The 26,965-nt window shown below is 60.8% G+C and carries 22 protein-coding genes; 8 read left to right on the plus strand and 14 right to left on the minus strand.

The window, feature by feature from the left end; translation table 11 throughout:
* Positions 1 to 55 precede the first annotated feature (55 nt).
* Positions 56 to 322: a hypothetical protein gene (locus QWI20_RS02895; protein ID WP_192172450.1), complete on the plus strand. Its 267-nt coding sequence runs from the start codon at positions 56 to 58 to the stop codon at positions 320 to 322.
* Between the two features lie 98 nt (positions 323 to 420).
* Here QWI20_RS02895 and QWI20_RS02900 read toward each other — a convergent pair whose 3' ends face one another.
* Positions 421 to 1,893, minus strand: coding sequence for an EAL domain-containing protein (locus tag QWI20_RS02900; protein ID WP_369304090.1), 1,473 nt, complete (start codon positions 1,891 to 1,893; stop codon positions 421 to 423).
* 350 nt (positions 1,894 to 2,243) lie between these two features.
* On the opposite strand from QWI20_RS02900, the gene QWI20_RS02905 reads away from it, so the two are divergent.
* The gene (locus QWI20_RS02905; RefSeq protein ID WP_369304091.1) at positions 2,244 to 2,636 is read left to right on the plus strand and encodes a RidA family protein; all 393 of its coding nucleotides are present in this window, start codon (positions 2,244 to 2,246) and stop codon (positions 2,634 to 2,636) included.
* 103 nt (positions 2,637 to 2,739) lie between these two features.
* On the opposite strand, the gene rlmKL is transcribed toward QWI20_RS02905, so the two are convergent.
* Positions 2,740 to 5,010, minus strand: coding sequence for a bifunctional 23S rRNA (guanine(2069)-N(7))-methyltransferase RlmK/23S rRNA (guanine(2445)-N(2))-methyltransferase RlmL (rlmKL, locus tag QWI20_RS02910; RefSeq protein ID WP_192172447.1), 2,271 nt, complete (start codon positions 5,008 to 5,010; stop codon positions 2,740 to 2,742).
* Positions 5,011 to 5,581: 571 nt separating this feature from the next.
* On the opposite strand from rlmKL, the gene QWI20_RS02915 reads away from it, so the two are divergent.
* Positions 5,582 to 5,797 carry a ribosome modulation factor gene (locus QWI20_RS02915; protein ID WP_074887169.1) on the plus strand — a complete coding sequence of 72 codons (216 nt, stop codon included), beginning with the start codon at positions 5,582 to 5,584 and terminating at the stop codon, positions 5,795 to 5,797.
* Positions 5,798 to 5,953: 156 nt separating this feature from the next.
* Here the strand turns inward: QWI20_RS02915 and QWI20_RS02920 are convergent, their stop codons facing one another.
* The gene (locus tag QWI20_RS02920; protein WP_369304092.1) at positions 5,954 to 6,976 is read right to left on the minus strand and encodes a quinone-dependent dihydroorotate dehydrogenase; all 1,023 of its coding nucleotides are present in this window, start codon (positions 6,974 to 6,976) and stop codon (positions 5,954 to 5,956) included.
* Between the two features lie 273 nt (positions 6,977 to 7,249).
* Between QWI20_RS02920 and QWI20_RS02925 the strand changes: the two genes are divergently transcribed.
* From QWI20_RS02925 to QWI20_RS02940, 4 genes are all read left to right on the plus strand, one after another.
* Positions 7,250 to 8,458, plus strand: a complete 1,209-nt coding sequence (locus QWI20_RS02925; RefSeq protein ID WP_369304094.1) for a CmpA/NrtA family ABC transporter substrate-binding protein — start codon at positions 7,250 to 7,252, stop codon at positions 8,456 to 8,458.
* Between the two features lie 12 nt (positions 8,459 to 8,470).
* Entirely contained in the window at positions 8,471 to 9,046 is a 576-nt protein-coding gene (locus QWI20_RS02930) for an ANTAR domain-containing response regulator (RefSeq protein ID WP_172612633.1), read from the plus strand.
* 319 nt (positions 9,047 to 9,365) lie between these two features.
* Positions 9,366 to 10,577 carry a nitrate/nitrite transporter gene (locus QWI20_RS02935; protein ID WP_369304095.1) on the plus strand — a complete coding sequence of 404 codons (1,212 nt, stop codon included), beginning with the start codon at positions 9,366 to 9,368 and terminating at the stop codon, positions 10,575 to 10,577.
* A 51-nt stretch (positions 10,578 to 10,628) separates the two neighbouring features.
* The gene (locus QWI20_RS02940; protein WP_369304286.1) at positions 10,629 to 12,281 is read left to right on the plus strand and encodes a protein kinase; all 1,653 of its coding nucleotides are present in this window, start codon (positions 10,629 to 10,631) and stop codon (positions 12,279 to 12,281) included.
* Between the two features lie 162 nt (positions 12,282 to 12,443).
* On the opposite strand, the gene QWI20_RS02945 is transcribed toward QWI20_RS02940, so the two are convergent.
* From QWI20_RS02945 to ppsA, 8 genes are all read right to left on the minus strand, one after another.
* The gene (locus tag QWI20_RS02945; RefSeq protein WP_037011036.1) at positions 12,444 to 13,478 is read right to left on the minus strand and encodes an OmpA family protein; all 1,035 of its coding nucleotides are present in this window, start codon (positions 13,476 to 13,478) and stop codon (positions 12,444 to 12,446) included.
* Between the two features lie 107 nt (positions 13,479 to 13,585).
* Positions 13,586 to 14,176, minus strand: coding sequence for an RNA polymerase sigma factor SigX (gene sigX, locus QWI20_RS02950; protein WP_369304096.1), 591 nt, complete (start codon positions 14,174 to 14,176; stop codon positions 13,586 to 13,588).
* 89 nt (positions 14,177 to 14,265) lie between these two features.
* A complete protein-coding gene (locus tag QWI20_RS02955) occupies positions 14,266 to 15,090 on the minus strand; it encodes a mechanosensitive ion channel domain-containing protein (RefSeq protein WP_037011040.1) in 825 nt (274 codons plus the stop codon).
* A 2-nt stretch (positions 15,091 to 15,092) separates the two neighbouring features.
* The gene (locus tag QWI20_RS02960) at positions 15,093 to 15,362 is read right to left on the minus strand and encodes a CrfX protein (protein ID WP_192172442.1); all 270 of its coding nucleotides are present in this window, start codon (positions 15,360 to 15,362) and stop codon (positions 15,093 to 15,095) included.
* Positions 15,363 to 15,448: 86 nt separating this feature from the next.
* Positions 15,449 to 16,444: a zinc transporter ZntB gene (locus QWI20_RS02965; protein WP_369304098.1), complete on the minus strand. Its 996-nt coding sequence runs from the start codon at positions 16,442 to 16,444 to the stop codon at positions 15,449 to 15,451.
* Between the two features lie 51 nt (positions 16,445 to 16,495).
* A complete protein-coding gene (gene rraA, locus QWI20_RS02970) occupies positions 16,496 to 16,984 on the minus strand; it encodes a ribonuclease E activity regulator RraA (protein WP_369304099.1) in 489 nt (162 codons plus the stop codon).
* Between the two features lie 238 nt (positions 16,985 to 17,222).
* Complete coding sequence (locus QWI20_RS02975; RefSeq protein WP_369304100.1) at positions 17,223 to 18,215, minus strand: alpha/beta fold hydrolase; 993 nt, start codon at positions 18,213 to 18,215, stop codon at positions 17,223 to 17,225.
* A gap of 171 nt (positions 18,216 to 18,386) precedes the next feature.
* A complete protein-coding gene (ppsA, locus tag QWI20_RS02980) occupies positions 18,387 to 20,762 on the minus strand; it encodes a phosphoenolpyruvate synthase (RefSeq protein ID WP_369304101.1) in 2,376 nt (791 codons plus the stop codon).
* Positions 20,763 to 20,911: 149 nt separating this feature from the next.
* Here ppsA and QWI20_RS02985 point away from each other — a divergent pair, with 149 nt between their 5' ends.
* Complete coding sequence (locus QWI20_RS02985) at positions 20,912 to 21,730, plus strand: pyruvate, water dikinase regulatory protein (RefSeq protein ID WP_074887131.1); 819 nt, start codon at positions 20,912 to 20,914, stop codon at positions 21,728 to 21,730.
* 204 nt (positions 21,731 to 21,934) lie between these two features.
* On the opposite strand, the gene prpF is transcribed toward QWI20_RS02985, so the two are convergent.
* From prpF to prpC, 3 genes are all read right to left on the minus strand, one after another.
* Positions 21,935 to 23,125, minus strand: a complete 1,191-nt coding sequence (prpF, locus tag QWI20_RS02990; RefSeq protein WP_369304102.1) for a 2-methylaconitate cis-trans isomerase PrpF — start codon at positions 23,123 to 23,125, stop codon at positions 21,935 to 21,937.
* A gap of 51 nt (positions 23,126 to 23,176) precedes the next feature.
* Positions 23,177 to 25,771, minus strand: a complete 2,595-nt coding sequence (acnD, locus tag QWI20_RS02995; RefSeq protein ID WP_369304103.1) for a Fe/S-dependent 2-methylisocitrate dehydratase AcnD — start codon at positions 25,769 to 25,771, stop codon at positions 23,177 to 23,179.
* A gap of 62 nt (positions 25,772 to 25,833) precedes the next feature.
* Positions 25,834 to 26,961 (minus strand): 2-methylcitrate synthase, encoded by a 1,128-nt coding sequence (gene prpC / locus QWI20_RS03000; RefSeq protein WP_369304104.1) that lies wholly within the window; start codon positions 26,959 to 26,961, stop codon positions 25,834 to 25,836.
* Between the last annotated feature and the right edge of the window lie 4 nt (positions 26,962 to 26,965).

Below are 26,965 nucleotides of genomic sequence, written 5' to 3' on the forward strand. Positions count from 1 at the left end.
GTTATTCGTAGAGCCCGAAATGTCGGGTCGGACCGGATCAGTGAAAGGCACAGGTATGTACACAAACATTTTTCTGCTGGTAGAGCATGGCCGCGATCAAGGTGAAGTTTCTGTTTTGGGCTGGTTCGATGACGAACGCGCCGCGCAGGACACCGCCGAGGCGATGGAGTGGAAAGCGTATCGCGATGAAGCCAAGCGTCATCACCAGTGGTCGAGCCAGCCCTTGCTGCCGCCGGACCAGAATCCTCATCGGCGATTCTGGGTCAAAGGCATCTCCAAATTCAGCCACACCCCGGCACCCCGTTCGTGGGCGGTGCATTGATCCCTGTTGCGCAGAAACTCAGCGCAGCGGGCACCGCCAAGGTGCCCCGTTTCCGGCAATGTCCAGCTCCTTGATCTGTGGAAGATCGCGGAGATGCCCTAGCGGTTTTTTTGGGTGTTGATGAAGTTCAGAAAATCATGGGAGGGCAATGCTTTCGAGTACAGCCAACCTTGAGCGTAATCCACCTTATGCATTCGCAGGTAATCCGCCTGATGGGGGCTCTCGACCCCCTCGGCAACAATGTCCAGACCCAGTGTTTTAGCCATTGCAATAATATGCGTCACCACCGAACTGGACGCTGACGATTTATCGATGGCGTCCACGAAAGATTTATCTATCTTGAGCACATTGACCGGAAGGCGCTCAAGGTATTGCAAACTCGAGTACCCCGTACCAAAGTCATCGATTGCAATCCTGAACCCCAGCGCCCGCGCTCTTTCAAGTGTCGTAACGGCCGACTCAACATCAATGAAGCCTCGCTCAGTTGCCTCTATCCATATTTGACTGTTGTCAATCATGGAGCCTTTCAACGCATGATCAAGCGTGTCAAGAAAACGCCCGGATTTCAGATCATCTGCACATATGTTGATGGCGACATGGAGATCACGGTTGTCCCGTAGAAGTGGCGCCATGTCTCGGACGACGCCCTGGATGACTTGGTCAGTGATGGGCAAAATCAGCCCTGTTTCCTCAGCCAGCGGAATGAACTGATCAGGGGCCACAACCGTTCCGTCTGGTCTCAGCCATCGGACCAATGCCTCGGCCCCTGTACATTGTTCTGTTTCAAGATCAATGATCGGTTGATAGTGGACAGTGAACTCCCGCTGGGCGATTGCGATCTGCATCTCCGCCATCGGCGAGAGTCTGATGCGCATGATTCGGATCACGGATAGCACAACGACGAAACCGATACCTATGCCAATCGGCAGCATCCAGGCCAGCTCGCTGTAAAAGCTTGTGTCGACGCTGGTAATGGGCTCCATCACAAGCGCGGACCAGTCGTCCTGAGTGGAAGCCGCATGGAGATAGTCTTTATTATTTCGATCGTGACTTGATGCAAGTCGGGAGATCGTCTTTTCATCCGCGCCCCGAGAGATATTCACTAACTGACCTTGGTAAAAAACCCCGAGCTGCATTCGATCATCCAGAATGATGTCGCTCAGCCTTTCTGCATTTATAAGTACGTTGTAGGCACCACGATGGATGATGGTAATCGGCTGGATCCCGTGGTCACGCGGGATGAGGCGAACATTGATTTTATAGCCTCTCGCATCGGTATAGGTCGACGTCGTCGATCCAGACAGTATCGACGTGACGCCCCATGAGGTACAAGCAAGCGACCCTTGCTCAAGATAATCAATTTCTTCCACCGCACGAGTGTTCACGGTCGCTTTTCGCATCAACGAAATATGCTCGGGAGAGCACGGAGTTCCGGACCAGTTCTCCATGTCCGATATAACGTTGAGTCCTTGCTGCAATGACAAACTAATGTTTTTGAGAGCCCGCTCGGAGTAGGTCTCCAAATGCGCTCTTTCTTTGGCCAGGGCCCTTTCCCAGGAAATGTAGGCCATCGTTATCATGGGCAAAACAGCCCCTATCAGCCCTGACAGGGTGGCTATTATGATGACTCTTGATTTACGCATTCCCTTGCCTCAAAAAATGGACTCATCCTTTATCGATGATCATGACCTGGCGTTCGGAGTTTGATTTATCCTGGACTACCGGGCAAGGAGGCGGAAGGTTTTGCCACCCGAACACTTTGCGCCGACTTTCTTTCCGCGCTCTCAATGCAAAACGGAAAAACGCTGACGTTCGGGCCAGTCACACATCACCTCTCGAAAACCGAGAGGCCACCCACGCTCTGGACGGATATCAACCACCTGGGATAGCGTGCGCCTCCAACGAAACTCGAGGCGTCCACATGACCGACCGTCAACTCATCGTCCCGGACGAAATGCGTCTACTCGCCGAGCGCGCGGGCTATGCCCCTGCCATCAAGGTCGGCAAAACGCTTTACTGCGCCGGTCAGGTCGGTCGCACCCCTGAGCTGACAGTCATCGAAGACCCGGAGCAGCAATTCCTGGCCGCATGGGAAAACCTGCGGCTCGTGCTGGCCGCTGGAGGATGCACCTTCGAAGACGTCGTCGACCTGACCACCTACCACGTCGACCTGCACCGTCACATGGCCGTATTCAGGGCGGTGAAAGACAGCGTCTTCCCTCGTGGCACCTGTGCATGGACATGCATGGGCGTCAGCGAACTGGCCCGGCCCGGCCTGCTGGTGGAAATCAAGTGCGTGGCGGTGCAGCGCTGATCATCAGAGGCGTGGCCAGTGTGAGCGACACGCAGGTGCATCGGCTTCGGGAAACCCAGGCTGATGCGTCAGTTATCCCGACGCTTCAGCCTGCCAGTCACCCTCAACGCGCGGTGATTTTCCACGCGCGGTGGATTTTGCCGTTGCGTGCAAAGTCCGGGTCGACGGTGTGCTGGGTGATTTCCTCCACCGCATAACGCTCCACCAGCGTCTCTTCGAGCTGGAACTTGCGGAAGTTATTGGAGAAATACAGCACGCCGCCCGGCGCCAGGCGCGCCATCGCCAGGTCGATCAGTTGCACCTGATCGCGCTGCACGTCGAACACGCCTTCCATGCGCTTGGAGTTGGAGAAGGTCGGCGGGTCGATGAAGATCAGGTCGTACTCCTCGCGGCTGGCCTCCAGCCACACCATCACGTCGCCCTGCTCCAGACGGTTCTTGTCCGAAAAGCCATTCAGCGACAGGTTGCGACGCGCCCAGTCCAGGTAAGTTTTCGACAGATCGACACTGGTGGTGCTGCGCGCGCCGCCTTTGGCCGCGTGCACGCTGGCCGTCGCGGTGTAGCAGTAGAGGTTGAGGAACCGCTTGCCCGCCGCTTCGCGCTGGATCCGCATGCGCATCGGCCGGTGATCGAGGAACAGGCCGGTGTCCAGGTAATCCGTGAGGTTGACCAGCAGCTTCACGCCGCCTTCGTTGACCTCGTTGAATTTACCCTGGGCGCTCTGGCGCTCATACTGCTTGGTGCCGCTCTGGCGTTCGCGACGCTTGACCACCACGCGGCTCTTGTCGATGCCGAGCGCCTGAGGAATGGCCGCCAGCGCATCGAACATGCGGATCGAGGCCTTTTCCGGGTCAATGGACTTCGGCGCGACATACTCCTGAACGTGGACCCAGTCGTGGTACAGGTCAATGGCCATGGCGTACTCGGGCATGTCCGCATCGTAGACGCGGTAGCAGTCGATGCCTTCGCGCTTGACCCACTTGCTCAACGCCTTGACGTTCTTCTGCAGGCGATTGGCGAACATCTGCCCGCCTTCGCTCAGGCGCGGTTGCTCGATGACCGGAGCGGGGGCCGGTGTCGGCTTGATCGGATTGCCATTCTTGTTGTACTGACGCTCTTGGGGCTCGTCCGGCGCCTGATCGTAAGCGGCTTGCTCACGCTCGGCCTGACGCTGCTCCGGGGTGCGACGCTCGCCGGTGACGAACTGATCCGGCAGCACTTTGATCAACAACAGCTTGCACGGCAGTGCGCCGTTCCAGAACGCGTACTGCTTGTGGCTGCGAATGCCCATGCGCTTGCCCAGGTCAGGCGCACCGGTGAACACCGCCGCTTCCCAGTTCAGGCAGGCCTGACGCAGACGTTCGCCGAGGTTCTGATAGAGGTACAACAGGCTGGCTTCGTCACCGAGACGCTCGCCATACGGCGGGTTGCAGATGACCAGACCGGTCTGGTTCTGGTCGGGACGCGGCTCGAAGGTCGCCACTTCCCCCTGATAGATCTTGATCCACTCGCTCAGGCCGGCGCGTTCGACGTTGTTGCGGCCTGGCTGAATCAGCCGCGGATCGGCTTCGTAACCGCGAATCCACAGCGGCGGCTTGGCCAGACCCGCTTGCGCACGCTCCAGCGCTTCGTCGTGCAGTTTGCGCCATATTGCGGGCACGTGGCCCAGCCAGGCCGAGAAACCCCAGCGCTCGCGCTTGAGGTTGGGCGCGATGTCGGCGGCAATCATCGCCGCTTCGACCAGGAAGGTCCCCACGCCGCACATCGGGTCAGCCAGCGCGCCGCCTTCAGCGGCAATGCGCGGCCAGCCAGAACGAATCAGGATCGCGGCGGCCAGGTTTTCCTTGAGCGGCGCGGCGCCTTGCTGGAGACGGTAGCCGCGCTGGTGCAGGCTGTGGCCGGAGAGGTCCAGGGACAGAATCGCTTCGCCGCGGTCCAGACGCAGGTGCACGCGCAGGTCCGGGTTGAGCTTGTCCACCGACGGGCGTACCCCGTCTGCCGTGCGCAGGCGGTCAACGATGCCGTCTTTGACCTTCAAGGCGCCGAAATGGGTGTTGTCGATGCCCGAACCATGACCGCTGAACTCCACGGCCAGCGTGCCTTCCGCTTCCAGGTGGTCAGCCCACTCGATGTCATGCACGCCGTGGTAGAGGTCCTCGGCGTCCTTCATCGGGAAACGCTTGAGCACCAGCAGCACCCGGTTGGCCAGACGCGACCACAGACACAGCCGGTAGGCGGTTTCCATGTCGGCGGTGCCGCGGATGGCGGAAGTGTGTTCGCGGGTTTCCTCGAGACCGAGGGCGGTGGCTTCCTCGGCCAGCAAGCCTTCGAGGCCTTTTGGGCACGTGAGGAAAAGTTCGTAACGGTCCGACATGAGTATTCCAGAGCCTAGGGCTATAGCGGCCGGACAACGCATTGTCCGGCCCGATTCCAACAGACGCCTTTCAAGGAGGACGCCTGCGCGGCACACAGTTTGTGCCTGTCCCTCGCACCGATACATTTCGAGTGCGACGGTCCGCCAGCGCATGGACGCCGACGTTTTGATATTAAAAAACCACTATTCAGCACGACGGTGGCTGCAATAAAAAGTCACATCGCTGACCCTTCGTCGTTTTTCCACTGACCGCAAACGGCCAGCACTCTCAATTGCGAAACACTTGCACCGCCATGGGAAAGCCCCGGTTAACAGGGGTCCCCTCAAAAAACACTTGTCAAACGAGTGGTTGCTTATGGTCTTAATGCCTGAACGGTTACGTTCTTATGACAAAACGATCATTCACAGCGCATCTTTCATTGGTTAGAAATCACCCAAGGTCATCGCCGCAACGGCGGCGGCCTCAAGCCCGCGACGCCGGCAGCGGGCCGCTAACGGCAGAAGATTTTCTGCCGGACCTCAACCTGAGGTCTCCAGGGACATTACAGTCAACAAACGAGGGCAACACCCTATGAGAAGACTTAAGCGTGATCCGATGGAAAGAGCATTTTCGCGCGGATACCAGTACGGCGTATCCGGTAAATCCCGTGAGCTTTGCCCATTTACTCTACCGTCAGTGCGTCAAGCCTGGATCAATGGCTGGCGAGAAGGACGCGGCGACAACTGGGACGGTATGACCGGCACTGCGGGCATTCACAGACTCAACGAACTTCACGCGGTCGGCTGACGCCACCCTTACGTTACAGCCTGACCTAAAGCTTCTTCGACATTCCTGATCGCTTCATCATTACCACGCACGCCCCACCCGGGCGGCGGGCTAAAGCCCAAGAGGGGTTCCAGTCGGAACCCCTCTTTTCGTATACGCCGTTAACGACTGGACCGCTTAGCGAGTCATCGACGCAATCGCGTCCACCGACTCGCGAATCAAAGCCGGCCCTTTGTAGATAAAGCCCGAATAAATTTGCACCAGACTCGCCCCCGCCGCGATCTTCTCGGCTGCGTGCCTGCCTTCGGTGACGCCGCCAGCGGCAATGATCGGCAAGCGCCCGCCCAACTCACCGGCCAGCACCTTGACGATGTGCGTGCTCTGTTCGCGCACCGGCGCGCCCGAAAGCCCGCCCGCTTCGTCACCGTGGGGCAAGCCCTCGACGCCCTTGCGGCTGAGGGTGGTGTTGGTCGCGATCACCGCGTCCATCCCCGATTCCAATAACGCGCTGGCCACCAGCACGGTCTCTTCGTCGCTCATGTCCGGGGCAATCTTGATCGCCAGCGGCACGCGTTTGCCGTGGATCAGCGTCAGGGCTTCCTGACGTACCCGCAGGGCTTCGAGCAGTTGCTTGAGCGAATCGCCGAATTGCAGGCTGCGCAATCCCGGCGTGTTGGGCGAGCTGACGTTGACGGTGATGTAACTGGCGTGGGCGTACACTTTGTCCAGGCAGATGAGGTAGTCATCCACGGCACGCTCAACCGGCGTGTCGACGTTCTTGCCGATGTTGATGCCCAGCACGCCGTTGTACTGCGCGGCCTGCACCCGGCTGACCAGCTGGTCGACGCCCAGGTTGTTGAAGCCCATGCGGTTGATGATGGCTTGGGCATTGGGCAGACGGAACACGCGCGGTTTTGGATTGCCCGGCTGCGGGCGCGGCGTGACGGTGCCGATCTCGACGAAACCGAAGCCCAACTGGGCGAAGCCGTCGATGGCCGCGCCGTTCTTGTCCAGCCCCGCCGCCAGCCCGACCGGGTTGGGGAAGCGCAGGCCCATGACGGTCACCGGCAACTGCATCGGCGCCTTGTTGAACAGGCCGTTGAGCCCCAGACGCCCGCCCGCTCCGATCAGGTCGATGGACAGATCGTGGGAGGTTTCCGGGGAGAGTTTGAACAGTAACTGGCGGGCCAGGTTATACATGGGCGGGGGCGGCTCGATTGCGGCTGGGATCAGCGGCGGATTATAAACGCCGGTACGGGCGAAGCGCGAGGCATGTCGAGAACTTTGCTTACAACCTTGGCTCACGCTGGCATATGGCTTGCTTGGTGTCCTGTATCAACTCGATCCAATGGCGGAGCGAGACACAGGACAATGACGTCGCTGGCGCCCCGGGTCAATCGGGGCGAGGCGGCGTTTTTTTTGGACGATCGGCAGCGCTGACCAGCGCGTCGGCCTCCACGCGGAATGACACTCATGAATGACACGCTTACCCCCTCGCTGGCCTGGGTCAACGGCAGCGATGCGCCGGAATTGGCCAGTGTCGACCTCGGCTTCATGGCGCTGACCGACAGCGCCTCGCTGATCGTCGCCGCGACCCAGGGCTTCGCCCAGCCTTACGGCCTGCACATCAACCTGCACCGGCAGACATCGTGGGCCAACCTGCGCGACAAACTGGTCAGCGGCGAACTTCACGCAGCCCACAGCCTTTACGCTCTGGTTTACGCCGTGCAATTGGGGCTGGCCGGGCCTGCAAAAAACATGGCCGTGCTGATGGGGCTGAACCAGAACGGCCAGAGCATCAACCTGTCGAGGGCGCTGCAGGATGCCGGCGTGACCACTCCTGAGGCACTCGATCGGTGCACGCACCAAAGCGACTCAAAACTGACCTTCGCCCAGACCTTTCCCACCGGCAATCATGCGTTGTGGCTGTATTACTGGCTCGCGAGCCAGGGCATTCATCCGCTGCGCGACGTCGACAGCGTGGTGGTGCCGCCGCCGCAGATGGTCGAACACTTGCAGGCCGGGCGCATCGACGGTTTTTGCGTCGGTGAGCCGTGGGGCGCCAGCGCGGTTCAGCAGAACCTGGGCTTCACCCTGGCAACCTCCCAGGCCATCTGGCCGGATCACCCGGAAAAGGTGTTGGCGTGCAGCCTGGAATTTGCCGAGCAGTACCCGAACACCGCGCGGGCGCTGGTGATGGCGGTGCTTGAAGCCAGCCGTTTCATCGAAGAAAGCATCGACAACCGGCGCAGTACCGCGCAGCTGCTCAGCGCCGCCGAGTACGTGAATGCACCGGTGGGCGCCATCGAATCCCGGCTGCTGGGCGAGTACGACGACGGGCTCGGCAACCGATGGCGCGACCACCACGCCATCCGATTCCATGGCGACGGTCAGGTGAACATGCCCTGGCTGTCCGACGGCATGTGGTTCATGACCCAGTTCCGCCGCTGGGGATTGCTGCGCGAAGACCCGGATTATCTCGACATCGCCCGCAGCGTCCAGCAACTCGGCCTGTACCGCCAGGCCGCCGAGGCACTGGGCATTGCCGTGCCGCCGTCGGCCATGCGCAGCAGCCAGTTGATCGACGGCAAGATCTGGGACGGCAGCGACCCGGCGCGTTACGCCCGCAGCTTCAAGCTGCACGCGCTGGCCGATGCGGCCCTCGTTCATGCTGATCGCTGAGGAGACGCCGATATGCTGCGAATCCTGTTGATCAACGACACCCCCAAAAAGGTCGGTCGCCTGAAAGCGGCGCTGACTGAAGCCGGCTTCGAGGTCATAGACGAATCCGGGCTGATCATCGACCTGCCCGCCCGGGTCCAGGCCGTGCGCCCGGACGTGATCCTCATCGACACCGAATCGCCGGGCCGTGATGTGCTGGAGCAAGTGGTGCTGGTGACCCGCGATCTGCCGCGCCCGATCGTTATGTTCACCGATGAGCACGACCCGGTCGTGATGCGCCAAGCGATCAAGTCCGGGGTCAGCGCCTACATCGTCGAAGGCATTCACGCGCAACGCCTGCAGCCGATTCTGGACGTGGCCATGGCCCGCTTCGAAAGCGATCAGGACCTGCGCGCGCAACTGCATGCCCGCGACCAGCAACTGGCCGAACGCAAGCGCATCGAAACGGCCAAGGGGTTGTTGATGAAGATGAAGCAGTGCAACGAGGAAGAGGCCTACACCCTGATGCGACGCCAGGCCATGAGTCGGCAGCAGAAACTGATTCAGGTGGCGGAACAGATCATTGCCATGAGTGAGTTGCTGGGCTGAGCCTTATCATTTTAGGGCCGGGCGTGCTTTTCATTCAGTCCGTCTGATCCAGCCCGTCTCTCCTGCTCAACACCCCGGGCACATTTGGCCCATGTATTGCTAGCTACACATCACAGGTAGCCAACGGCGGTTGCCCACTCACGACAAAGACGTCGCACCCCTTCGCGTAAGCGCACAGGGCTGCGGCGTTTTTTCGTTTTTGCCCTGAACACATCGGGGCGGGTGGAGTGCCGGTCTGGTGCTTCGCCTGCATGACCTGACCCGTAGCGGTGCGAGCGACATCTCCACCGAACACGAATCCCTGCAGATGAGGTGGTAGATGAACACGAGTTTCTGGAAAGCCGGCCATAAACCGACACTGTTCGCAGCGTTCCTGTATTTCGACCTGAGCTTCATGGTCTGGTACCTGCTCGGCCCGATGGCCGTGCAGATCGCCGCCGACCTGCACCTGACCACCCAGCAACGCGGCCTGATGGTCGCCACGCCGATTCTCGCGGGTGCGGTGCTGCGCTTCATCATGGGCATGCTCGCCGACCAACTGTCGCCCAAGACCGCCGGAATCATCGGCCAGGTCATCGTCATCAGCGCGCTGCTGGGCGCCTGGCAACTGGGCATTCACAGCTATGAACAGGCGCTGCTGCTCGGCGTATTCCTTGGCATGGCGGGCGCGTCTTTCGCGGTGGCCCTGCCCCTCGCCTCCCAGTGGTACCCGCCGCAGCACCAGGGCAAAGCCATGGGCATCGCCGGCGCCGGCAACTCCGGCACTGTGTTCGCGGCACTGATCGCGCCCGTCCTCGCTGCCAGCTTCGGCTGGAACAACGTGTTCGGCTTTGCCGTGGCGCCATTGCTGCTGACCCTCATTGCCTTCTCGCTTATGGCAAAAAACGCCCCGGAACGCCCCAAAGCCAAATCCATGGCTGACTATTTCAAAGCCCTGGGCGACCGCGACAGCTGGTGGTTCATGTTCTTCTACAGCGTGACCTTCGGCGGCTTCATCGGCCTGGCCAGCGCCCTGCCCGGCTACTTCAACGATCAATACGGCTTGAGCCCAATGACGGCGGGTTACTACACCGCGGCCTGCGTCTTCGGCGGCAGCATGATGCGCCCCCTGGGTGGCGCCCTCGCCGATCGCTTCGGCGGGATTCGCACGCTGTCGGGCATGTACGCCGTCGCCGCCATCTGCATCGCCGCCGTCGGGTTTAACCTGCCCAGTTCATGGGCCGCACTGGCGCTGTTCGTCGCGGCCATGCTCGGCCTCGGTGCCGGTAACGGCGCGGTGTTCCAGCTGGTGCCGCAACGCTTTCGCAAGGAGATCGGCGTGATGACCGGCCTGATCGGCATGGCGGGCGGCATCGGTGGCTTCCTGCTCGCCGCCGGGCTCGGCGCGATCAAGCAGAACACTGGCGAGTACCAACTGGGCCTGTGGCTGTTCGCATTCCTTGGCGTGCTGGCCTGGTTCGGCCTGATGAACGTCAAGCGTCGCTGGAGAACCACCTGGGGCTCGGCCGCGGTCACCGCCGCCCGTGTCTAGGCCGTGAGCGTCAATCCGCCTCTGACGCCGGTCGCGCCCACTGCGACCGGTTTGCAACTGCGCGTCGCCGAATTCAGCGCCACCGGGCCGCGGGCGGAGAATCAGGACGCCCTTCGCGTGGTCACTCCTGCTCCGGCGCTCGCGGCCAGCAAGGGCTATCTATTCGCCCTCGCCGACGGCGTCAGCCAATGCGCCGATGGCGGTCTGGCGTCCCGGGCCACGCTGCAAGCGCTGGCGATGGACTACTACGCGACGCCGGAAACCTGGAGCGTTGCCCAGGCCCTTGACCGCCTGCTGCTGGCACAAAACCGCTGGCTGCTGGCCAACGGCTTGTTGACCACCCTCAGTGCGCTGGTCCTGCGCGGGCGCCGCTTCACCCTTGCCCATGTCGGCGACTGTCGTGTGTACCGCTGGCACTCAGGGCTGCTCCACCGAATCAGCCAGGACCACGTCTGGGAACAGCCAGACATGCAGCATGTGCTGAAACGCGCGCTGGGTCTGGATCGATACGTGGTCATGGATTACCTGGACGGCGAACTGCGGCCCGGCGAGCGCTTGCTGCTGGCCAGCGACGGCGTGTGGGCAACGCTGGGCGATGACCGAATCGGCTCGATTCTCAACGAGCAGGCAGATCTGGACACGGCTGTCCGAACGCTGGTCAACGCCGCGCATCTTTCGGGCAGCGCCGATAATGCGAGCGCCTTGCTGATTCAAGTGGATCAACTGGGCTCGGACAGCTTGGGCGAAACGCTGCTGCAACTTCAGCAATGGTCTGCCCCACCCCTTCTCAAAGCAGGCCAGACGTTTGAAGGCTGGCAGGTCGAAACGCGCTTGAGCGACTCGCGACAGTCCCTTCTGTATCGCCTACGCGATAGCCAACAGCAACCGTGGCTGCTGAAGACGCTGCCGCCCTCACGCGTTGACGAGGCCGGCGCGGCAGAGGCCTTGTTGCTCGAAGAGTGGTTTTTGCGTCGCGTCGCGGGTCGCTTCTTTCCCGAGCTGCACCCACTCGGCCAGCGCCAGCATTTGTACTACGTCATGCGCGAGTACCCCGGGCAGACCCTGGCTGACATCTTTGAGCAGGAAGGGCCGATGGCGATGTCGCCGTGGCTGAGTCTGGCCAGGGAGTTGATCGCTGCCGTTGGTCTGCTGCACCGGCGCAACATCATTCACCGCGACATCAAGCCGGAGAATCTGCTGCTCGAGCAGGCGGGAGGTTTGCGCCTCCTGGATTTCGGGCTCGCCTACAGCCCGGGCCTGTCAGTGGATCAAGCCGGCGACGTACCCGGTACGCCCAGCTTCATGGCGCCTGAAGTCTTTGAAGGCGCAGAACCCAGCCCGGGTTTCGACCTGTATGCCGCCAGCGTCACGCTGTATTTCCTGCTGACCGGTCATTACCCCTACGGCGAGATCGAGCCTTTCCAGCGCCGCCGCTTTGGCAAACCGCTGTTGGTCAGTCGTTACCGACCGGATGTCCCGGAGTGGTTGGAGCAGCATCTGCAACGCGCGCTGCAGGCTGATCCGCTGAAGCGTTTCGAGACTGCCGAGCACTGGCTCGTGCATTTTCAACAGGGCGAACTTTCGCCGCTGGATAAACGCACTGTCCCACTGCTGGAACGCGAGCCGCTCAAGGTTTGGCGTGCAATTGCCCTGATCTCGCTGCTGATCAATCTGGTTTTGTGGGCTTTGCTGCTCAAACGCTAATGCGGGCTTAGTCGCTGAAGGGCATCGGCTTAGATGGATCCAGGTTTATTTCTGTCTATTCGCTTAGACGATCAGACCGGGAATGAATGAGGACGAGAGGAGGTTAAATCGCAGGCAAAGAAAAACCCGGCCGGAGCCGGGTTTTTCGTGAAGCGAGGCTAATTACTTAGCTTGGGCTTCTACTTGTGCTTCTACGCGACGGTTTACAGCGCGGCCAGCGTCAGTTGCGTTGTCAGCAACTGGGCGGGTTTCACCGTAGCCAACCGAGTTTACGCGGTTAGCGCCAACACCGTACTGGTTAACCAGAACTTGCTTAACGGCGTTTGCACGACGCTCGGACAGCTTCTGGTTGTAAGCGTCAGGACCGACGGAGTCAGTGTGACCTTCAACAGTGGTGGTGGTTTGTGGGTACTGCTTCATGAAGTCAGCCAGGTTCTTGATGTCGCCGTAGCTGTTTGGCTTCACAACCGACTTGTTGAAGTCGAATTTAACGTCCAGCTCAACGCGAACGACTTCAGCAACAGCTGGGCAGCCGTTAGCGTCAACAGTCACGTTTGCAGGGGTGTCAGGGCACTTGTCAACGTTGTCGCAAACGCCGTCGTTGTCGCTGTCGGAGCACACTTCAGCTACTGGAGCCGGTGCTGCTTCAACTTTCTTCGAACCGCCGCCGAAGTTCACACCGATACCGACGCTTGGCGCCCACTCGGTGTCGCCTTGGTCGATGTTGTACTGAGCTTCGACGCCAGCACGGGCATAGAAGTTGTCAGTGAAGTACAGCTTGGCACCGCCGCCGATGTTGGCGAAGGTGGAGCGGTTACGACCGTTGCTGCCGTTCTGATCGATGCTCTGATCGGAGAAACCAGCCGAAACGTATGGACGCAGCATGTCGCCCGGGTTGTTGAAGTGGTACAGAGCGTCCAGAGCGGTGTTCGCGCCCTTGATGTTCTGGCCATTGTCGCTACGGACGTTGTGCACTTCGTCATAGCCCAGACGCAATTCAACGTCGTCGGTCAGGAAGTAGCCAACAGAACCGCCGAACAGGTTGCCGTCGTTTTTGAAATTACGAGCGCTGTCGAACTGTTCTTTCTTGGCGAAGCCTTCGATTTCGACTGCGCCTTGGCCTTGAGCCAGAGCGCCGAACGAAGTTGCGGCAACAATAGTACCAATGGCCAAGCCCAAGGTGTTTTTCAGTTTCATCCGTTAAATCCCCATCTGGTGATTGTAAAGCAGTCCCCCTTAGCGAGAGACAACTCGTCGGCAAGTCTATCAGAACTTGCCTGCTCGTTAGAGATATTTGCACCGAGTTAAGTTTCGGTAACGCCTGCAAATTTCTCACGTAATTTATCAAGTGCCCGTTTGTAACGCATTTTCGTGGCACTCAGGCCCATGTGCATGATGTCGGCGATCTCCTGAAATTCCAGCTCTGCGACAAATCGTAGCACCAGAATTTCCCTGTCGATCGGATTCACATGCACAAGCCAACGATCAAGCCCGCCCTTTTCTTCTGGTTTCGGCGTCTTTTCTTCCGACGCTTCCTCGAGGGGGTCAAGACTCAAAGCGTCCAGCAACCGACGCTTTCGCCGCTCCTTCCTGTACTGCGTGATGCATTCGTTGTACGTGATGCTGTAGAGCCAGGTTTTGAACTTCGATTTACCCTCGAAGTTCTTCAAGCCATACAACACCTTAAGCATCACTTCCTGACAGACATCGTCAGCATCGCGATCGTTCCCCAGATACCGTGCGCAGACGTTAAAAAGTGTCCGCTGGTAACGACGCATCAGCTCTTCGTAGGCACGCGTCACATGAAACAGCTCGGCGTGCGAACGCGCAACCAGCTCCTCATCGGAGAGCTCGCGTGGGTCGTAGCGCAGAGAGGGCGTTTGAGCGTTATTCAAAACAAGTCGTGCCGACAGTCGGGTAGATGTCCGCCGCGTCCGGGAATTGCCCGGGTTTTGCGGCGGCATACATTAGCAGATTCGCCGGCTCAACGGCTGCTCACTCGCTGCTCGAGGAGGATTCGGTTGGACAAAGACACCAACTCGCCTTCCTCGGTCAGCAGAGTGGTCTTCACCGTGCCAATTTCTTCGATCTGCCCTTCGACCTCACCCACACGCACTTGTTGCCCTACCTGGTACAACTCACGTACATAAATTCCTGCCAGGATCTGGCTCGCGATTTCGCGGCTTCCCAGGCCCATGGCCAGCGCAACGGCCAGACCAACGGTAATCAATCCGATAACAATAACGTGGTTCAGCAGGTCGGTTTTGACCTCCAGCTGACTGATCGCCACCGAAATACTGATGATGATCACCAACCACTGGGCGATTCGCCCCAGGCCGGCCGAGTAATCCAGGCCCACCCCTTCGGCGGCGCCCCGCACAATACCGTTGACCAACTGCGCCAGCAAGACACCTACCAGCAACACCAGCGCGGCACCGAACACCTTCGGCAGATACAGCGCCAGCATGTCCAGCGTCGCCGAGACCCGCTCCAGCCCCAGCGATTCTGCCGCCGACACCAGAAAAATCAAGAGCACGAACCAATAAACGATCTTGCCGATCAGGGTCGAAATCGGGACCTGAATGCCCGCGCGGCTGATCAGCTTGGTCAAACCGGTGCCGCCCATCAGGCGATCCAGACCGAGTTTGGCCAACAACTTCGAAAGCAGGGTGTCGAGCAGCTTTGCCACCACGAAGCCCAAAAGCACTACGACCAGCGCGCCGAACAGATTCGGGATGAAATTCGCGACTTTAGTCCACAGCGCAGTCATTGCGGTAACCAGGCTCTGCGTCCAGAGATCCAATTCCATATTCAATCAGCCTTGTCTTGTGTACCGGCACCGGTAAACGTAGTACCGGCACGTGTCGCCTTGCGGCGGGAAACGGGTGAAACGTGAGCGGAGCCGTTATTGACGGCGATCATCAAAGCCTGCGTGCAACGCCCCAGAAGACTGAACAGATCACCGGCGCCCACCTGACGGTTGGCGGTCTTCAACACTCGGCCCAGAACGGCATCGTCGTCCCGGCTGCTGGACGACGAGTTGAGCATGTCTCGCAGTGATTCTTCAAACGGGTCGTGCATAGGCACCTCACGCAATGTCACTGAAAGACGCAGCCCATTCTGCCTGAGTCACACGACACACCTGAACGCCTTCCGATTTTTCATCCTCACACCCAGCGCAAACGCTTGAACAGCCACATCTGGCCGACGGCCACAATGAGCATCAGGCCGCAGGCGTACACAAATCCGTAGGGATTTTCCGACCCCGGGATGCCCCCCACGTTGATCCCCAACAATCCTGTCAGGAAGCTCATCGGCAGGAAGATCCCAGTGATGATGCCAAACCGATACATGGTCCTGTTCATTCGCTCGTTGAGGCGCCTGTCTTCCGCCTCAAGCACCAGCCCCACGCGCTCTCGGGTCAATTCGAGCTCTTCGAGATAGCGCGTCAGGCTGTTGTTCAATTCGTTCCAGTAATCCGCATCGTCTTCTACGAACCATGGCATCTTGCTGCGCGTTAGCTGGGCGTAGATTTCGCGCTGCGGTGCAAGGAATCGACGCAGTCCCGCCGCTCGCCTGCGGATGTGAACCATGTTGCCGTGCTCGGGCAGATACCGCTCGTCGGCATCTATGCGTTCTTCCATGTCATCGACCAGTTCGGTCAGCTCGCTGACCACTGCCTGAACCTTGTCGGTGAGAAACTGAGCCAGATACAACAGCAATTCCGAGGCTGTTTTCGGGCCCTTGCCTTCGTTCAACGACGCGATCAGCTCGTCGGTTGCGCGCAGCGAGCGCAGGCGCAACGAGATCACCCGCTGGGCGGCGGCAAAAATCCGCACCGAAACCATGTCTTCCGGCTCGGCGCCAGGGTTCAGGTTGATCCCGCGCAGGAACAGCAACAGCTCGTCGTCGGGCAAGGCCAGCAGCCGTGGCCGTGTGTTTTCTTCCAGCATCAGGTCACACACGAACTCGCTGAGACCGCTGGTCTTGCGCAGCCAGGTCTGGGTCTGCGGATGGCTGCGGTCCCAGTGGAGCCACACACTTTCGTGGGGCTCCAGTTGAAGGCCATCCAGTGCAGTTCGGGGGATGGAACGCGCCCCGCCCTTTCCGTCCAATACGAGGGCATGAACCAGCCCCCACTGCGCGTTTGTTTCGTCGAACATTCGTGTCCTTGCTGAGTGAATAGCGACCAGCGTGAAGAGGGATAAAACCGATCAGTCCGGCATCTTCAGTGCGCTGGGCGAAACGATGATGCCGTTGTTGTCGGCATAGATGAACTCGCCCGGCTTGAACGTCACACCGCCAAAGGTCACCACCTTGTTCAGGTCACCGAGGCCACGCTTTTCGGTCTTGAGCGGATGACTGGCCAATGCCTGCACGCCGAGGTCGGTCTGTGCCAGTACATCAACGTCGCGGACGCAGCCAAAAATAACCATGCCCTCCCAACCGTTTTTCGCTGCTTTTTCGGCAATCATGTCGCCGAGCAATGCGCAACGCAGCGAGCCTCCACCGTCCACGACCAGCACTTTTCCGTGGCCAGGCTGGTCGGCCTGCTCGCGCACCAGCGAGTTGTCTTCGAAGCACTTGAGCGTGACGATCTCGCCGCCGAATGAATCACGGCCACCAAAGTTGCTGAACATCGGCTCCACCACCTGAACCCGCTCAGGGTAGGCGTCGCACAAGTCCGGGGTGATGTAATGCATGGGTAACTCCTGTCAGAAAAGCTCTGTGATGAGGTAGACAACCACTAGGATAGACGGCGACGAGAATAGGCGGACTGTTTGCACGCCCGACGCTCCACCGTGTTGCATCCTTATATAGCACCTCACACAGAACACAAACCTGACCAGCGAGTCGCCACCTGCCGTTCGGCCCCGGCGATGAGAATGGGTGCAGCTTAGCGACAAGTCGGCGCCCAAGGAATGGTTGCGCCCGTCACAATCACAGAGTTGCCATCATGTTCAGCGTTGATTCAGCCTCTTCTACAGCCACATGACGGTTCAGCCAGTCCGCTACGCGCGGCCACACCTGGGTTTGCGCGGCTTTGCTGACCAGCATCGGCACGTGGCCGAAGTCTTCGCTGAAGCCCTGTTCGCGGCCCAGGACGAGAAACGTCTTGTCTTCGCTGCCGAACCGCTCGAAGAGCTCGCGGCACGCCCATTCCGGGTCCTGATGGTCGCCAGCGCCAGCCACGCACAGCAGCGGGACCGTCACCTGTTGCAGCCCGGCCCACCAGTCCTCCTTCTTGTGCCCGAAGCCGCCGAACAGGCCGTGCCAGCGCATGCTTTCCAGCAGGACGCCCATGGGCTCGTCTTCCGGGCCGCGCTTGAAACGCGGGCCTGACACGTGCTCGAGGCGTTTAAGCAGCAGCCGTGCAGCCCATTGCAGCGGCGGTACTTTCAGCGGCCAGTGGCTTCGGGTGACCTGACTGCCGAACAGCGCCACCGAGGCCGCATCGTCCGCCGTCAGGTACTGCCCGCCGAATGCTGCGGCCAGGGTCGTGCCGCCCAGGGAGTGGCCGATCCAGTGGGGCGCCTCGCCGGTCTGCTCGCGCACGAACGCAGCGATGGCCGGCAGATCAAAGCGGGCGTAATCGGCCACGCAATTGGTTTTGTACGCACTGTTGCGCGCCGACAGGCCGTGACCGCGCATTTCCGGGATCCACACATCGAACCCGGCGCGGGCCAGATACGCGCCCAGGCCGATGCCCTTGGGCGAGTACCAGAAGCGCCGATTGGAAAAGCTGCCGTGCAGCAGGACCACCGGCACGCCTCGGGCATCCGGTGCAGCCACAAGACCCAGCCGGGTGACGGCGATTTCGACAGTGAAGTCCGGGCTGTTGCCGGGTTTCAAACGATAGACGTCCTCGGTCAGGTCGCCACGACGCTCGGCACTGATCAGGGCCACGGGAAAGAGATGACTGCTGCTTTGCATGGTGCTTTTGCTGGACGCTCTTGGTGGATGGGTGAATGGCGGTTGCGCGGAACAGCAGGTTGACGCTGCCAGCGCATTGAGAATCACCCACAAAAAAGGGCGGATTCGTTAAAAACCGCCCTCTCGGGAAACCGGCCCATGGAAACGGGCCGGCATCTTACTCGATCTGCATCAGGTTGGAGCGTCCTCTTCGGACAGGAAGAACCAGGTTTCCAGTACCGAATCGGGGTTCAGGGACACGCTTTCGATCCCCTGCTCCATCAGCCAGCGCGCCAGATCCGGGTGATCGGACGGGCCCTGGCCGCAGATGCCGATGTATTTGCCGGCCTTGTTGCAGGCCTGAATGGCGTAGGACAGCAGCTTCTTGACCGCAGGATTACGCTCGTCGAACAAGTGGGCGATGATCCCGGAATCACGGTCCAGGCCCAGGGTCAGCTGGGTCAGGTCGTTGGAGCCGATGGAGAAACCGTCGAAGAACTCAAGGAACTCATCGGCCATCAGGGCGTTGGAAGGCAGTTCGCACATCATGATCACGCGCAGACCGTTCTCGCCACGGGCCAGACCGTTCTCAGCAAGTAAATCGATAACCTGACTCGCTTCGCCCAGTGTGCGGACGAACGGCACCATGATTTCGACGTTGGTCAGGCCCATCTCGTTGCGCACGCGCTTGAGGGCACGGCATTCCAGCTCGAAGCAGTCGCGGAAGTTTTCGCTGATGTAACGCGACGCGCCACGGAAGCCCAGCATCGGGTTTTCTTCTTCCGGTTCGTAGAGCTTGCCGCCGATCAGGTTGGCGTATTCGTTGGACTTGAAGTCCGACAGGCGCACGATGACTTTTTTCGGCGAGAACGCCGCGGCCAGGGTGCTGATGCCTTCCACCAGCTTCTCGACGTAGAACCCGACCGGGTCGTCGTAACCGGCGATGCGTTTGTCGACGCTTTCCTTGATGTCCTGGGGCAGGTTGGCGTAGTTCAGCAGCGCCTTGGGGTGCACGCCGATCATGCGGTTGATGATGAATTCCAGACGCGCCAGGCCGATACCGGCGTTGGGCAGCTGGGCGAAATCAAACGCGCGGTCCGGGTTGCCAACGTTCATCATGATTTTGAACGGCAGGTCAGGCATGGCGTCGACGGAGTTCTGCTTGATGTCGAAGCCCAGCTCGCCCTCGAAGATGTAACCGGTGTCGCCCTCGGCGCAGGACACGGTGACGCCCTGACCTTCCTGCAACAGCTCGGTGGCATTGCCGCAACCCACTACCGCCGGAATGCCCAGCTCGCGAGCGATGATTGCTGCGTGGCAGGTGCGCCCGCCGCGATTGGTGACGATGGCGCTGGCGCGTTTCATGACCGGTTCCCAGTCCGGGTCGGTCATGTCGGAGACCAGCACGTCGCCGGGCTGGACCTTGTCCATCTCGGATACGTCCTTGATGATCCGCACCTTGCCGGCGCCGATGCGCTGGCCGATGGCGCGGCCTTCCACCAGAACGGTGCCCTTTTCCTTCAGCAGGTAACGCTCCATGACGTTGGCCGAGGTGCGGCTTTTCACGGTCTCGGGACGCGCCTGCACGATGTACAGCTTGCCGTCGTCGCCGTCTTTGGCCCACTCGATGTCCATCGGGCACTGGTAGTGCTTTTCGATGATCATCGCCTGGCGCGCCAGGTTGCTGACTTCCTCGTCGCTGAGGCAGAAACGCGCGCGGTCGGCCAGGTCGACGTCGATAGTCTTGACCGATTTGCCGGCCTTGGCTTCTTCGCCGTAGATCATCTTGATCGCCTTGCTGCCGAGGTTGCGGCGCAGGATCGCCGGGCGACCGGCTTCAAGGGTGTTTTTGTGAACGTAGAATTCGTCCGGGTTGACCGCGCCCTGTACGACGGTCTCGCCCAGGCCGTAGGCGCCGGTGATGAAGACCACATCGCGGAAACCGGATTCGGTGTCCAGGGTGAACATGACGCCAGCGGTGCCGGTTTCAGAACGGACCATGCGCTGCACGCCAGCGGAGAGCGCCACCAGCTTGTGGTCGAAACCCTGATGCACGCGGTAGGAAATGGCGCGGTCGTTGAACAGCGAAGCGAACACTTCTTTTGCCGCGCGGATCACGTTTTCGACGCCACGGATGTTCAAGAAGGTTTCCTGCTGACCGGCGAAGGAGGCGTCCGGCAAATCTTCAGCAGTGGCGGAAGAGCGCACGGCCACCGCGATGTCCGGGTTGCCCGCCGAGAGCTCGGCGAAGGCGGTGCGGATTTCGGCGTTGAGCTTCTCGGGGAACTCAGCCTCCATGATCCACTGACGGATCTTGGCGCCGGTTCTCGCCAGCTCGTTGACGTCGTCGACATCCAGCGCGTCGAGGGCCTGATGGATCTGATCGTTCAGGCCACTCTGCTCGAGGAAATCACGGTAGGCCTGAGCGGTAGTGGCAAAGCCACCGGGAACGGACACGCCTGTGCCCGCCAGGTTGCTGATCATCTCGCCGAGGGATGCGTTCTTGCCCCCCACGTGCTCAACATCATGTTTGCCGAGCTTATCGAGGGAAACTACGTACTCTACCAAGGTGATCTCTCCACTAACCGGTTATTGTTGGAAACGCTTTGGTGCGGGAATCGCGGCGATTGAAAACGGGTAGAATGCGGCCAGCCATGGCCCGCAAGCCGGCCTATCATATCCACAAATTGTCTTCAGCTTAAGGCCCCGGGGCGCAAATGAAACGATCCGCTTTTTTCATCTCCGATGGCACCGGCATTACCGCCGAAACCCTTGGCCAGAGCCTGCTAGCGCAATTTGAGAACATTACGTTCAACAAGTTCACGCGCCCCTACATCGACAGCGTCGAGAAGGCCCGGGCCATGGTGCAGCAAATCAACAAGGCCGCCGAGAAGGACGAGGCCCGTCCGATCATCTTCGACACCATCGTCAATCAGGACATCCGAGAGATTCTCGCGACCTCCGACGGCTTCATGATCGACATCTTTTCGACCTTCCTCGCCCCGCTGGAGCTGGAGCTTAGTTCACACTCCTCCTACTCGGTGGGGAAATCCCACTCCATCGGGCACAACTCCAATTACATGGAGCGGATCGAGGCGGTGAACTTCGCGCTGGACAACGACGACGGCGCCAGAACCCATTACTACGACAAGGCCGACATCATCCTGGTGGGCGTGTCGCGTTGCGGCAAAACCCCGACCTGCCTGTACATGGCCATGCAATTCGGCATCCGTGCGGCCAACTACCCGCTGACCGAAGACGACATGGAGCGCCTGCAGTTGCCCGCTGCGCTGAAACTGCACCGGGACAAGCTGTTCGGCCTGACCATCGACCCCGACCGCCTTACCGCCATACGGCACGAACGCAAACCCAACAGCCGCTACGCCAGCTATGCCCAGTGCGAGTTCGAAGTGCGCGAAGTCGAGGGCCTGTTCCGCCGCGAAAACATCCCGCACATCAACTCCACGCATTTTTCGGTCGAAGAAATCTCGGCGAAGGTGCTGGTGGAGAAAGGGGTCGAGCGGCGGTTTAAATGATTGAGACAGCATTAGAGTTCTAGAACTGCATCGCTGACCTTCCCGCTGATGAGGGACTGTGGGAGCGACCGGGGTGGCGCTCCACCTTGCTCGCAAAGAGTTCGGCACATCCGCTAAATCTTCAGCGGCTGAAATACCGTCTTCGTGAGCAAGCTCACTCCCACACTGACAGTGCTTGCCGCATGATTACGCAGCGTCTGCACTTTAGAAATTGTCACCCGGCACCCGCACCCATCCTTCCATCAAAACACGCGCGCTGCGGCTCATGATGGCTTTTTTGACTTGCCATTCGCCGTCGACCAGGACCGCTTCGGCGCCGACACGCAGGGTCCCCGATGGGTGGCCGAAGCGCACGGCACTGCGCTCGCCGCCGCCCGCTGCCAGGTTGACCAGTGTGCCCGGAATCGCTGCCGCCGTGCCGATGGCCACTGCCGCGGTGCCCATCATGGCGTGGTGCAGTTTGCCCATGGACATGGCGCGGACCAGCAGATCGGTGTCCTCAGTCGTGACCCGCTTGCCGCTGGAAGACAGGTAGTCCGCAGGCGCGGCCACGAACGCCACTTTGGGCGTGTGCTGACGCGTCGCTGCCACCTCGACAGTGCCGATCAGCCCCATGCGCACGGCCCCATAGGCGCGGATCGTTTCGAACATGCTCAGGGCTTTCGGGTCGCTGTTGATCGCGTCCTGCAATTCGCTGCCGCTGTAACCGATGTCACGGGCGTTGACGAAGATCGTCGGGATGCCGGCATTGATCATCGTCGCCTTGAACGTCCCTACACCCGGCACCTCAAGCTCATCCACGAGATTGCCGGTGGGGAACATCGAGCCGCCAGCGCCCTCCTCGTCCGCCGCCGGGTCCATGAACTCCAGCTGCACTTCCGCCGCCGGGAAGGTCACGCCGTCGAGCTCGAAATCGCCGGTTTCCTGCACCGCGCCGTCAGTTATCGGCACGTGGGCGATGATGGTTTTGCCGATGTTGGCCTGCCAGATGCGCACCACCGCCACGCCGTTGCGGGGGATGTGCGCCGGGTCAACCAGACCGTTGCTGATGGCAAACGGGCCAACCGCCGCCGACAGGTTGCCGCAATTGCCGCTCCAGTCGACGAAGGGCTTGTCGATGGCGACTTGGCCGAACAGGTAATCGACGTCGTGATCGGCTTTTTCGCTCTTTGACAGAATCACCGTTTTGCTGGTGCTCGACGTCGCACCGCCCATGCCATCGATTTGCTTGGCGTAGGGGTCGGGGCTGCCGATCACCCGCAGCAGCAAGGCGTCACGGGCCGGGCCGGGAACCTGCGCTGAGTCAGGCAAGTCCTGCAGAAGAAAAAACACACCCTTGCTGGTGCCACCGCGCATATACGTCGCGGGAATCTTGATCTGTGCTGTGGAAGCCATGAACTGTTCCTTCTTGTTCTTTCTTATATAGAGAGCAGAGCGCGCGGCGGCTCAGGCGACGGCCGAGGATTCGAGGAAGTCCTGGGCGAAGCGTTGCAGCACGCCCCCGGCTTCGTAGATCAACACCTCTTCACCCGTGTCGAGGCGGCAGATCACCGGCACCTCCACACGTTCGCCGTTCTTGCGCTGGATGATCAGCGTCAGCGTGGCACCCGGCGTGCGCGCGCCGATCACGTCGTAGGTTTCACTGCCATCGATGCCCAGGGTCAGGCGATTGGTGCCCGGCTTGAACTCCAGCGGCAGCACGCCCATGCCCACCAGATTGGTGCGGTGGATGCGCTCGAAGCCTTCGGCGACGATTACTTCGACGCCCGCCAGGCGCACGCCCTTGGCGGCCCAGTCCCGGGACGAACCCTGGCCGTAATCGGCGCCGGCGATGATGATCAGCGGCTGCTTGCGCGCCATGTAGGTTTCGATGGCCTCCCACATCCGCGTGACCTGGCCTTCCGGCTCGATCCGCGCGTAGGAACCCTGCTTGACCTTGCCGTTCTCCACCACCATTTCATTGAACAGCTTGGGATTGGCGAACGTGGCGCGCTGGGCCGTCAGGTGGTCGCCGCGATGGGTGGCGTAGGAATTGAAGTCCTCTTCAGGCAGGCCCATTTTGTCCAGGTATTCGCCGGCCGCGCTGTCGAGCATGATCGCGTTGGACGGCGACAGGTGATCGGTGGTGATGTTGTCCGGCAACACCGCCAGCGGACGCATGCCCTTGAGGGTTCTCTCCCCGGCCAGGGCGCCTTCCCAGTAAGGCGGGCGGCGAATATACGTGCTCATCGGGCGCCAGTCGTACAACGGCGCGACTTTCGGGCCGGTGTCTTCGTGGATGGCGAACATCGGGATGTACACCTGACGGAACTGCTCCGGCTTGACCGAGGCCTTTACCACCTGATCAATCTCGGCGTCGCTTGGCCAGAGGTCTTTCAGGCGGATTTCTTCGCCATTGGGCCCAAGACCCAGCACGTCTTTCTCGATATCGAAGCGGATCGTTCCGGCGATGGCGTAGGCCACCACCAGCGGCGGCGAGGCCAGAAACGCCTGCTTGGCGTAAGGGTGAATGCGCCCGTCGAAGTTGCGGTTGCCCGAAAGCACTGCCGTGGCGTACAGGTCGCGGTCGATGATTTCCTGCTGGATCACGGGGTCCAGCACGCCGGACATGCCATTACAGGTGGTGCAGGCAAACGCGACGATGCCGAAACCCAGTTGCTCCAGCTCGCCGGTCAGCCCTGCTTCATCGAGGTACAAGGCGACGGTTTTCGAGCCCGGCGCCAGGGACGACTTGACCCAGGGTTTGCGCGTCAGGCCCAGGCGATTGGCGTTGCGCGCCAGCAGGCCTGCAGCGATGACGTTGCGCGGGTTGCTGGTGTTGGTGCAACTGGTGATGGCGGCGATGATCACCGCGCCGTCCGGCATTTCCCCCGGGGTTTCCTCCCAAGGCGCCGCAATGCCTTTGGCGGCCAGATCAGCGGTGGCTACACGCGCATGGGGGTTGGACGGCCCGGCCATGTTGCGCACCACGCTGGACAGATCGAAACGCAGCACGCGCTCGTATTCGGCCGTGACCAGACTGTCGGCCCAGAGCCCGGTGTGGCGGGCAAAGGTCTCGACCAATTGCACCTGCTGGTCTTCGCGACCGGTGAGCCGGAGGTAGTCGATGGTCTGTTGATCGATGCTGAACATGGCGGCGGTCGCGCCGTATTCGGGGGCCATGTTCGAGATGGTCGCGCGGTCGCCAAGGGTCAGCGCGCGGGCGCCTTCGCCGTAGAACTCCAGGTACGCGCCGACGACTTTTTGCTGACGCAGGTATTCGGTCAGTGCCAGCACTACGTCGGTGGCGGTAATGCCCGGTTGCGGACGGCCCGACAGTTCGACGCCGATGATGTCCGGCAGGCGCATCCACGAGGCACGGCCGAGCATGACGTTCTCGGCTTCGAGGCCGCCGACGCCAATGGCAACGACGCCCAGCGCGTCGACATGGGGCGTGTGGCTGTCGGTGCCGACCAGCGTATCCGGGAAGGCGACGCCGTTCAGCGTCTGAATCACCGGTGACATCCGCTCCAGATTGATCTGATGCATGATGCCGTTGCCCGGCGGGATCACTTCGACGTTCTTGAACGCCTGCTTGGTCCAGTTGATGAAGTGGAAACGGTCTTCGTTGCGACGGTCTTCAATCGCCCGGTTCTTGCTGAAGGCGTGCGGGTCGTAGCCCCCGCATTCAACGGCCAGGGAGTGATCGACGATCAACTGCACCGGCACCACCGGATTGACCTGCGCAGGGTCGCCGCCCATGTCGGCGATGGCGTCGCGCAAGCCGGCGAGGTCCACCAGCGCGGTCTGGCCGAGGATGTCGTGGCAGACCACGCGCGCCGGAAACCACGGGAAATCAAGATCGCGCTTGCGTTCGATCAATTGCGTCAACGAGGCCGTCAGCGTCGTCGGATGGCAACGGCGCACCAGGTTTTCGGCGAGCACGCGGGAGGTGTAGGGCAGCGTGGCATAGGCGCCGGGCTTGATCGCATCGACCGCCGCGCGGGCATCGAAATAATCCAGCACAGTGCCGGGCAGGGCTTTGCGGTATTCAGTGTTCATCGTCAGGACTCGATTACGGAAAAGTTACGGGTGGAGAGCCCCGTGGAACTCCCCTTTCCCCGTCAGCGCTGTTCGATGGGCACGAATTTGCGCTGTTCGACGCCGATGTACTCGGCGCTCGGTCGGATGATGCGGTTGTTGGCGCGCTGTTCGAACACGTGGGAGGCCCAGCCGGTCAGGCGCGAGCAGACGAAGATCGGAGTAAACAGCTTGGTCGGAATGCCCATGAAGTGATACGCCGAGGCGTGATAGAAGTCGGCGTTGGGAAAGAGTTTCTTCTGTTCCCACATGGTCTTGTCGATGGCTTCGGACACCGGGAACAACACCGTGTCGCCCACCTCCTCCGCGAGCTTTTTCGACCAGCCCTTGATCACCTCGTTACGCGGGTCGTTGTCCTTATAGATCGCGTGACCGAAGCCCATGATCTTGTCCTTGCGTTCGAGCATCGCCAACGTGCCACGGGTCGCTTCTTGGGCCGACGAGAACTTCTGGATCATCTCCATCGCCGCTTCATTGGCGCCGCCGTGCAAAGGCCCGCGCAATGTGCCAATGGCCGCCGTGATGCAGGAAAACAGATCGGACAGGGTCGATGCGCAGACCCGGGCGGTGAAGGTCGAGGCGTTGAATTCGTGCTCGGCGTAGAGAATCAGGGACACGTCCATGACCTTGCGGTGCAGTTCGCTCGGCGCCTTGTCCAGCAGCAGCTTCAGGAAGTGCCCGGCGATGGACACCTCGTCGGTGACGCAGTCGATGCGCTTGCCTTCGTGGCTGAAACGGTACCAGTAGCACATGATCGCCGGGAACGCGGCGAGCAGGCGGTCAGTGGAATCGAGCTGTTGGGCGAAACTGGCTTCGGGCTCGAGATTGCCGAGCATCGAGCAGCCGGTGCGCATGACGTCCATGGGGTGGGTGTCGGCGGGAATGCGCTCGAGCACTTCTTTCAGCGCCTGGGGCAGGTCACGCAGGCCCTGGAGTTTCTTCAGGTAACCGTCGAGTTGTGGCTGAGTCGGCAGTTCGCCGTACAGCAGCAGGTACGCGACTTCTTCAAAACGGGCATCGGCGGCGAGTTCACGCACGTCATAGCCGCGGTAGGTCAATCCGGCGCCGGCCTGGCCGACGGTGGACAACGCGGTCTGTCCGGCCACTTGGCCTCGCAGGCCTGCGCCGCTCAATACTTTTGCTTCAGCCATTGCT

The sequence above is a fragment of the Pseudomonas sp. W2-17 genome, assembly GCF_041060445.1.
Classification (GTDB): domain Bacteria; phylum Pseudomonadota; class Gammaproteobacteria; order Pseudomonadales; family Pseudomonadaceae; genus Aquipseudomonas.

Coding starts and splice junctions, on each gene's coding strand:
- QWI20_RS02895 (WP_192172450.1), top strand. CDS start 56: ATGTACACAAACATTTTTCTGCTGGTAGAGCATGGCCGCGATCAAGGT.
- QWI20_RS02900 (WP_369304090.1), bottom strand. CDS start 1,893: ATGGCCTACATTTCCTGGGAAAGGGCCCTGGCCAAAGAAAGAGCGCAT.
- QWI20_RS02905 (WP_369304091.1), top strand. CDS start 2,244: ATGACCGACCGTCAACTCATCGTCCCGGACGAAATGCGTCTACTCGCC.
- rlmKL (WP_192172447.1), bottom strand. CDS start 5,010: ATGTCGGACCGTTACGAACTTTTCCTCACGTGCCCAAAAGGCCTCGAA.
- QWI20_RS02915 (WP_074887169.1), top strand. CDS start 5,582: ATGAGAAGACTTAAGCGTGATCCGATGGAAAGAGCATTTTCGCGCGGA.
- QWI20_RS02920 (WP_369304092.1), bottom strand. CDS start 6,976: ATGTATAACCTGGCCCGCCAGTTACTGTTCAAACTCTCCCCGGAAACC.
- QWI20_RS02925 (WP_369304094.1), top strand. CDS start 7,250: ATGAATGACACGCTTACCCCCTCGCTGGCCTGGGTCAACGGCAGCGAT.
- QWI20_RS02930 (WP_172612633.1), top strand. CDS start 8,471: ATGCTGCGAATCCTGTTGATCAACGACACCCCCAAAAAGGTCGGTCGC.
- QWI20_RS02935 (WP_369304095.1), top strand. CDS start 9,366: ATGAACACGAGTTTCTGGAAAGCCGGCCATAAACCGACACTGTTCGCA.
- QWI20_RS02945 (WP_037011036.1), bottom strand. CDS start 13,478: ATGAAACTGAAAAACACCTTGGGCTTGGCCATTGGTACTATTGTTGCC.
- QWI20_RS02955 (WP_037011040.1), bottom strand. CDS start 15,090: ATGGAATTGGATCTCTGGACGCAGAGCCTGGTTACCGCAATGACTGCG.
- QWI20_RS02960 (WP_192172442.1), bottom strand. CDS start 15,362: ATGCACGACCCGTTTGAAGAATCACTGCGAGACATGCTCAACTCGTCG.
- QWI20_RS02965 (WP_369304098.1), bottom strand. CDS start 16,444: ATGTTCGACGAAACAAACGCGCAGTGGGGGCTGGTTCATGCCCTCGTA.
- rraA (WP_369304099.1), bottom strand. CDS start 16,984: ATGCATTACATCACCCCGGACTTGTGCGACGCCTACCCTGAGCGGGTT.
- QWI20_RS02975 (WP_369304100.1), bottom strand. CDS start 18,215: ATGCAAAGCAGCAGTCATCTCTTTCCCGTGGCCCTGATCAGTGCCGAG.
- QWI20_RS02985 (WP_074887131.1), top strand. CDS start 20,912: ATGAAACGATCCGCTTTTTTCATCTCCGATGGCACCGGCATTACCGCC.
- prpF (WP_369304102.1), bottom strand. CDS start 23,125: ATGGCTTCCACAGCACAGATCAAGATTCCCGCGACGTATATGCGCGGT.
- acnD (WP_369304103.1), bottom strand. CDS start 25,771: ATGAACACTGAATACCGCAAAGCCCTGCCCGGCACTGTGCTGGATTAT.
- prpC (WP_369304104.1), bottom strand. CDS start 26,961: ATGGCTGAAGCAAAAGTATTGAGCGGCGCAGGCCTGCGAGGCCAAGTG.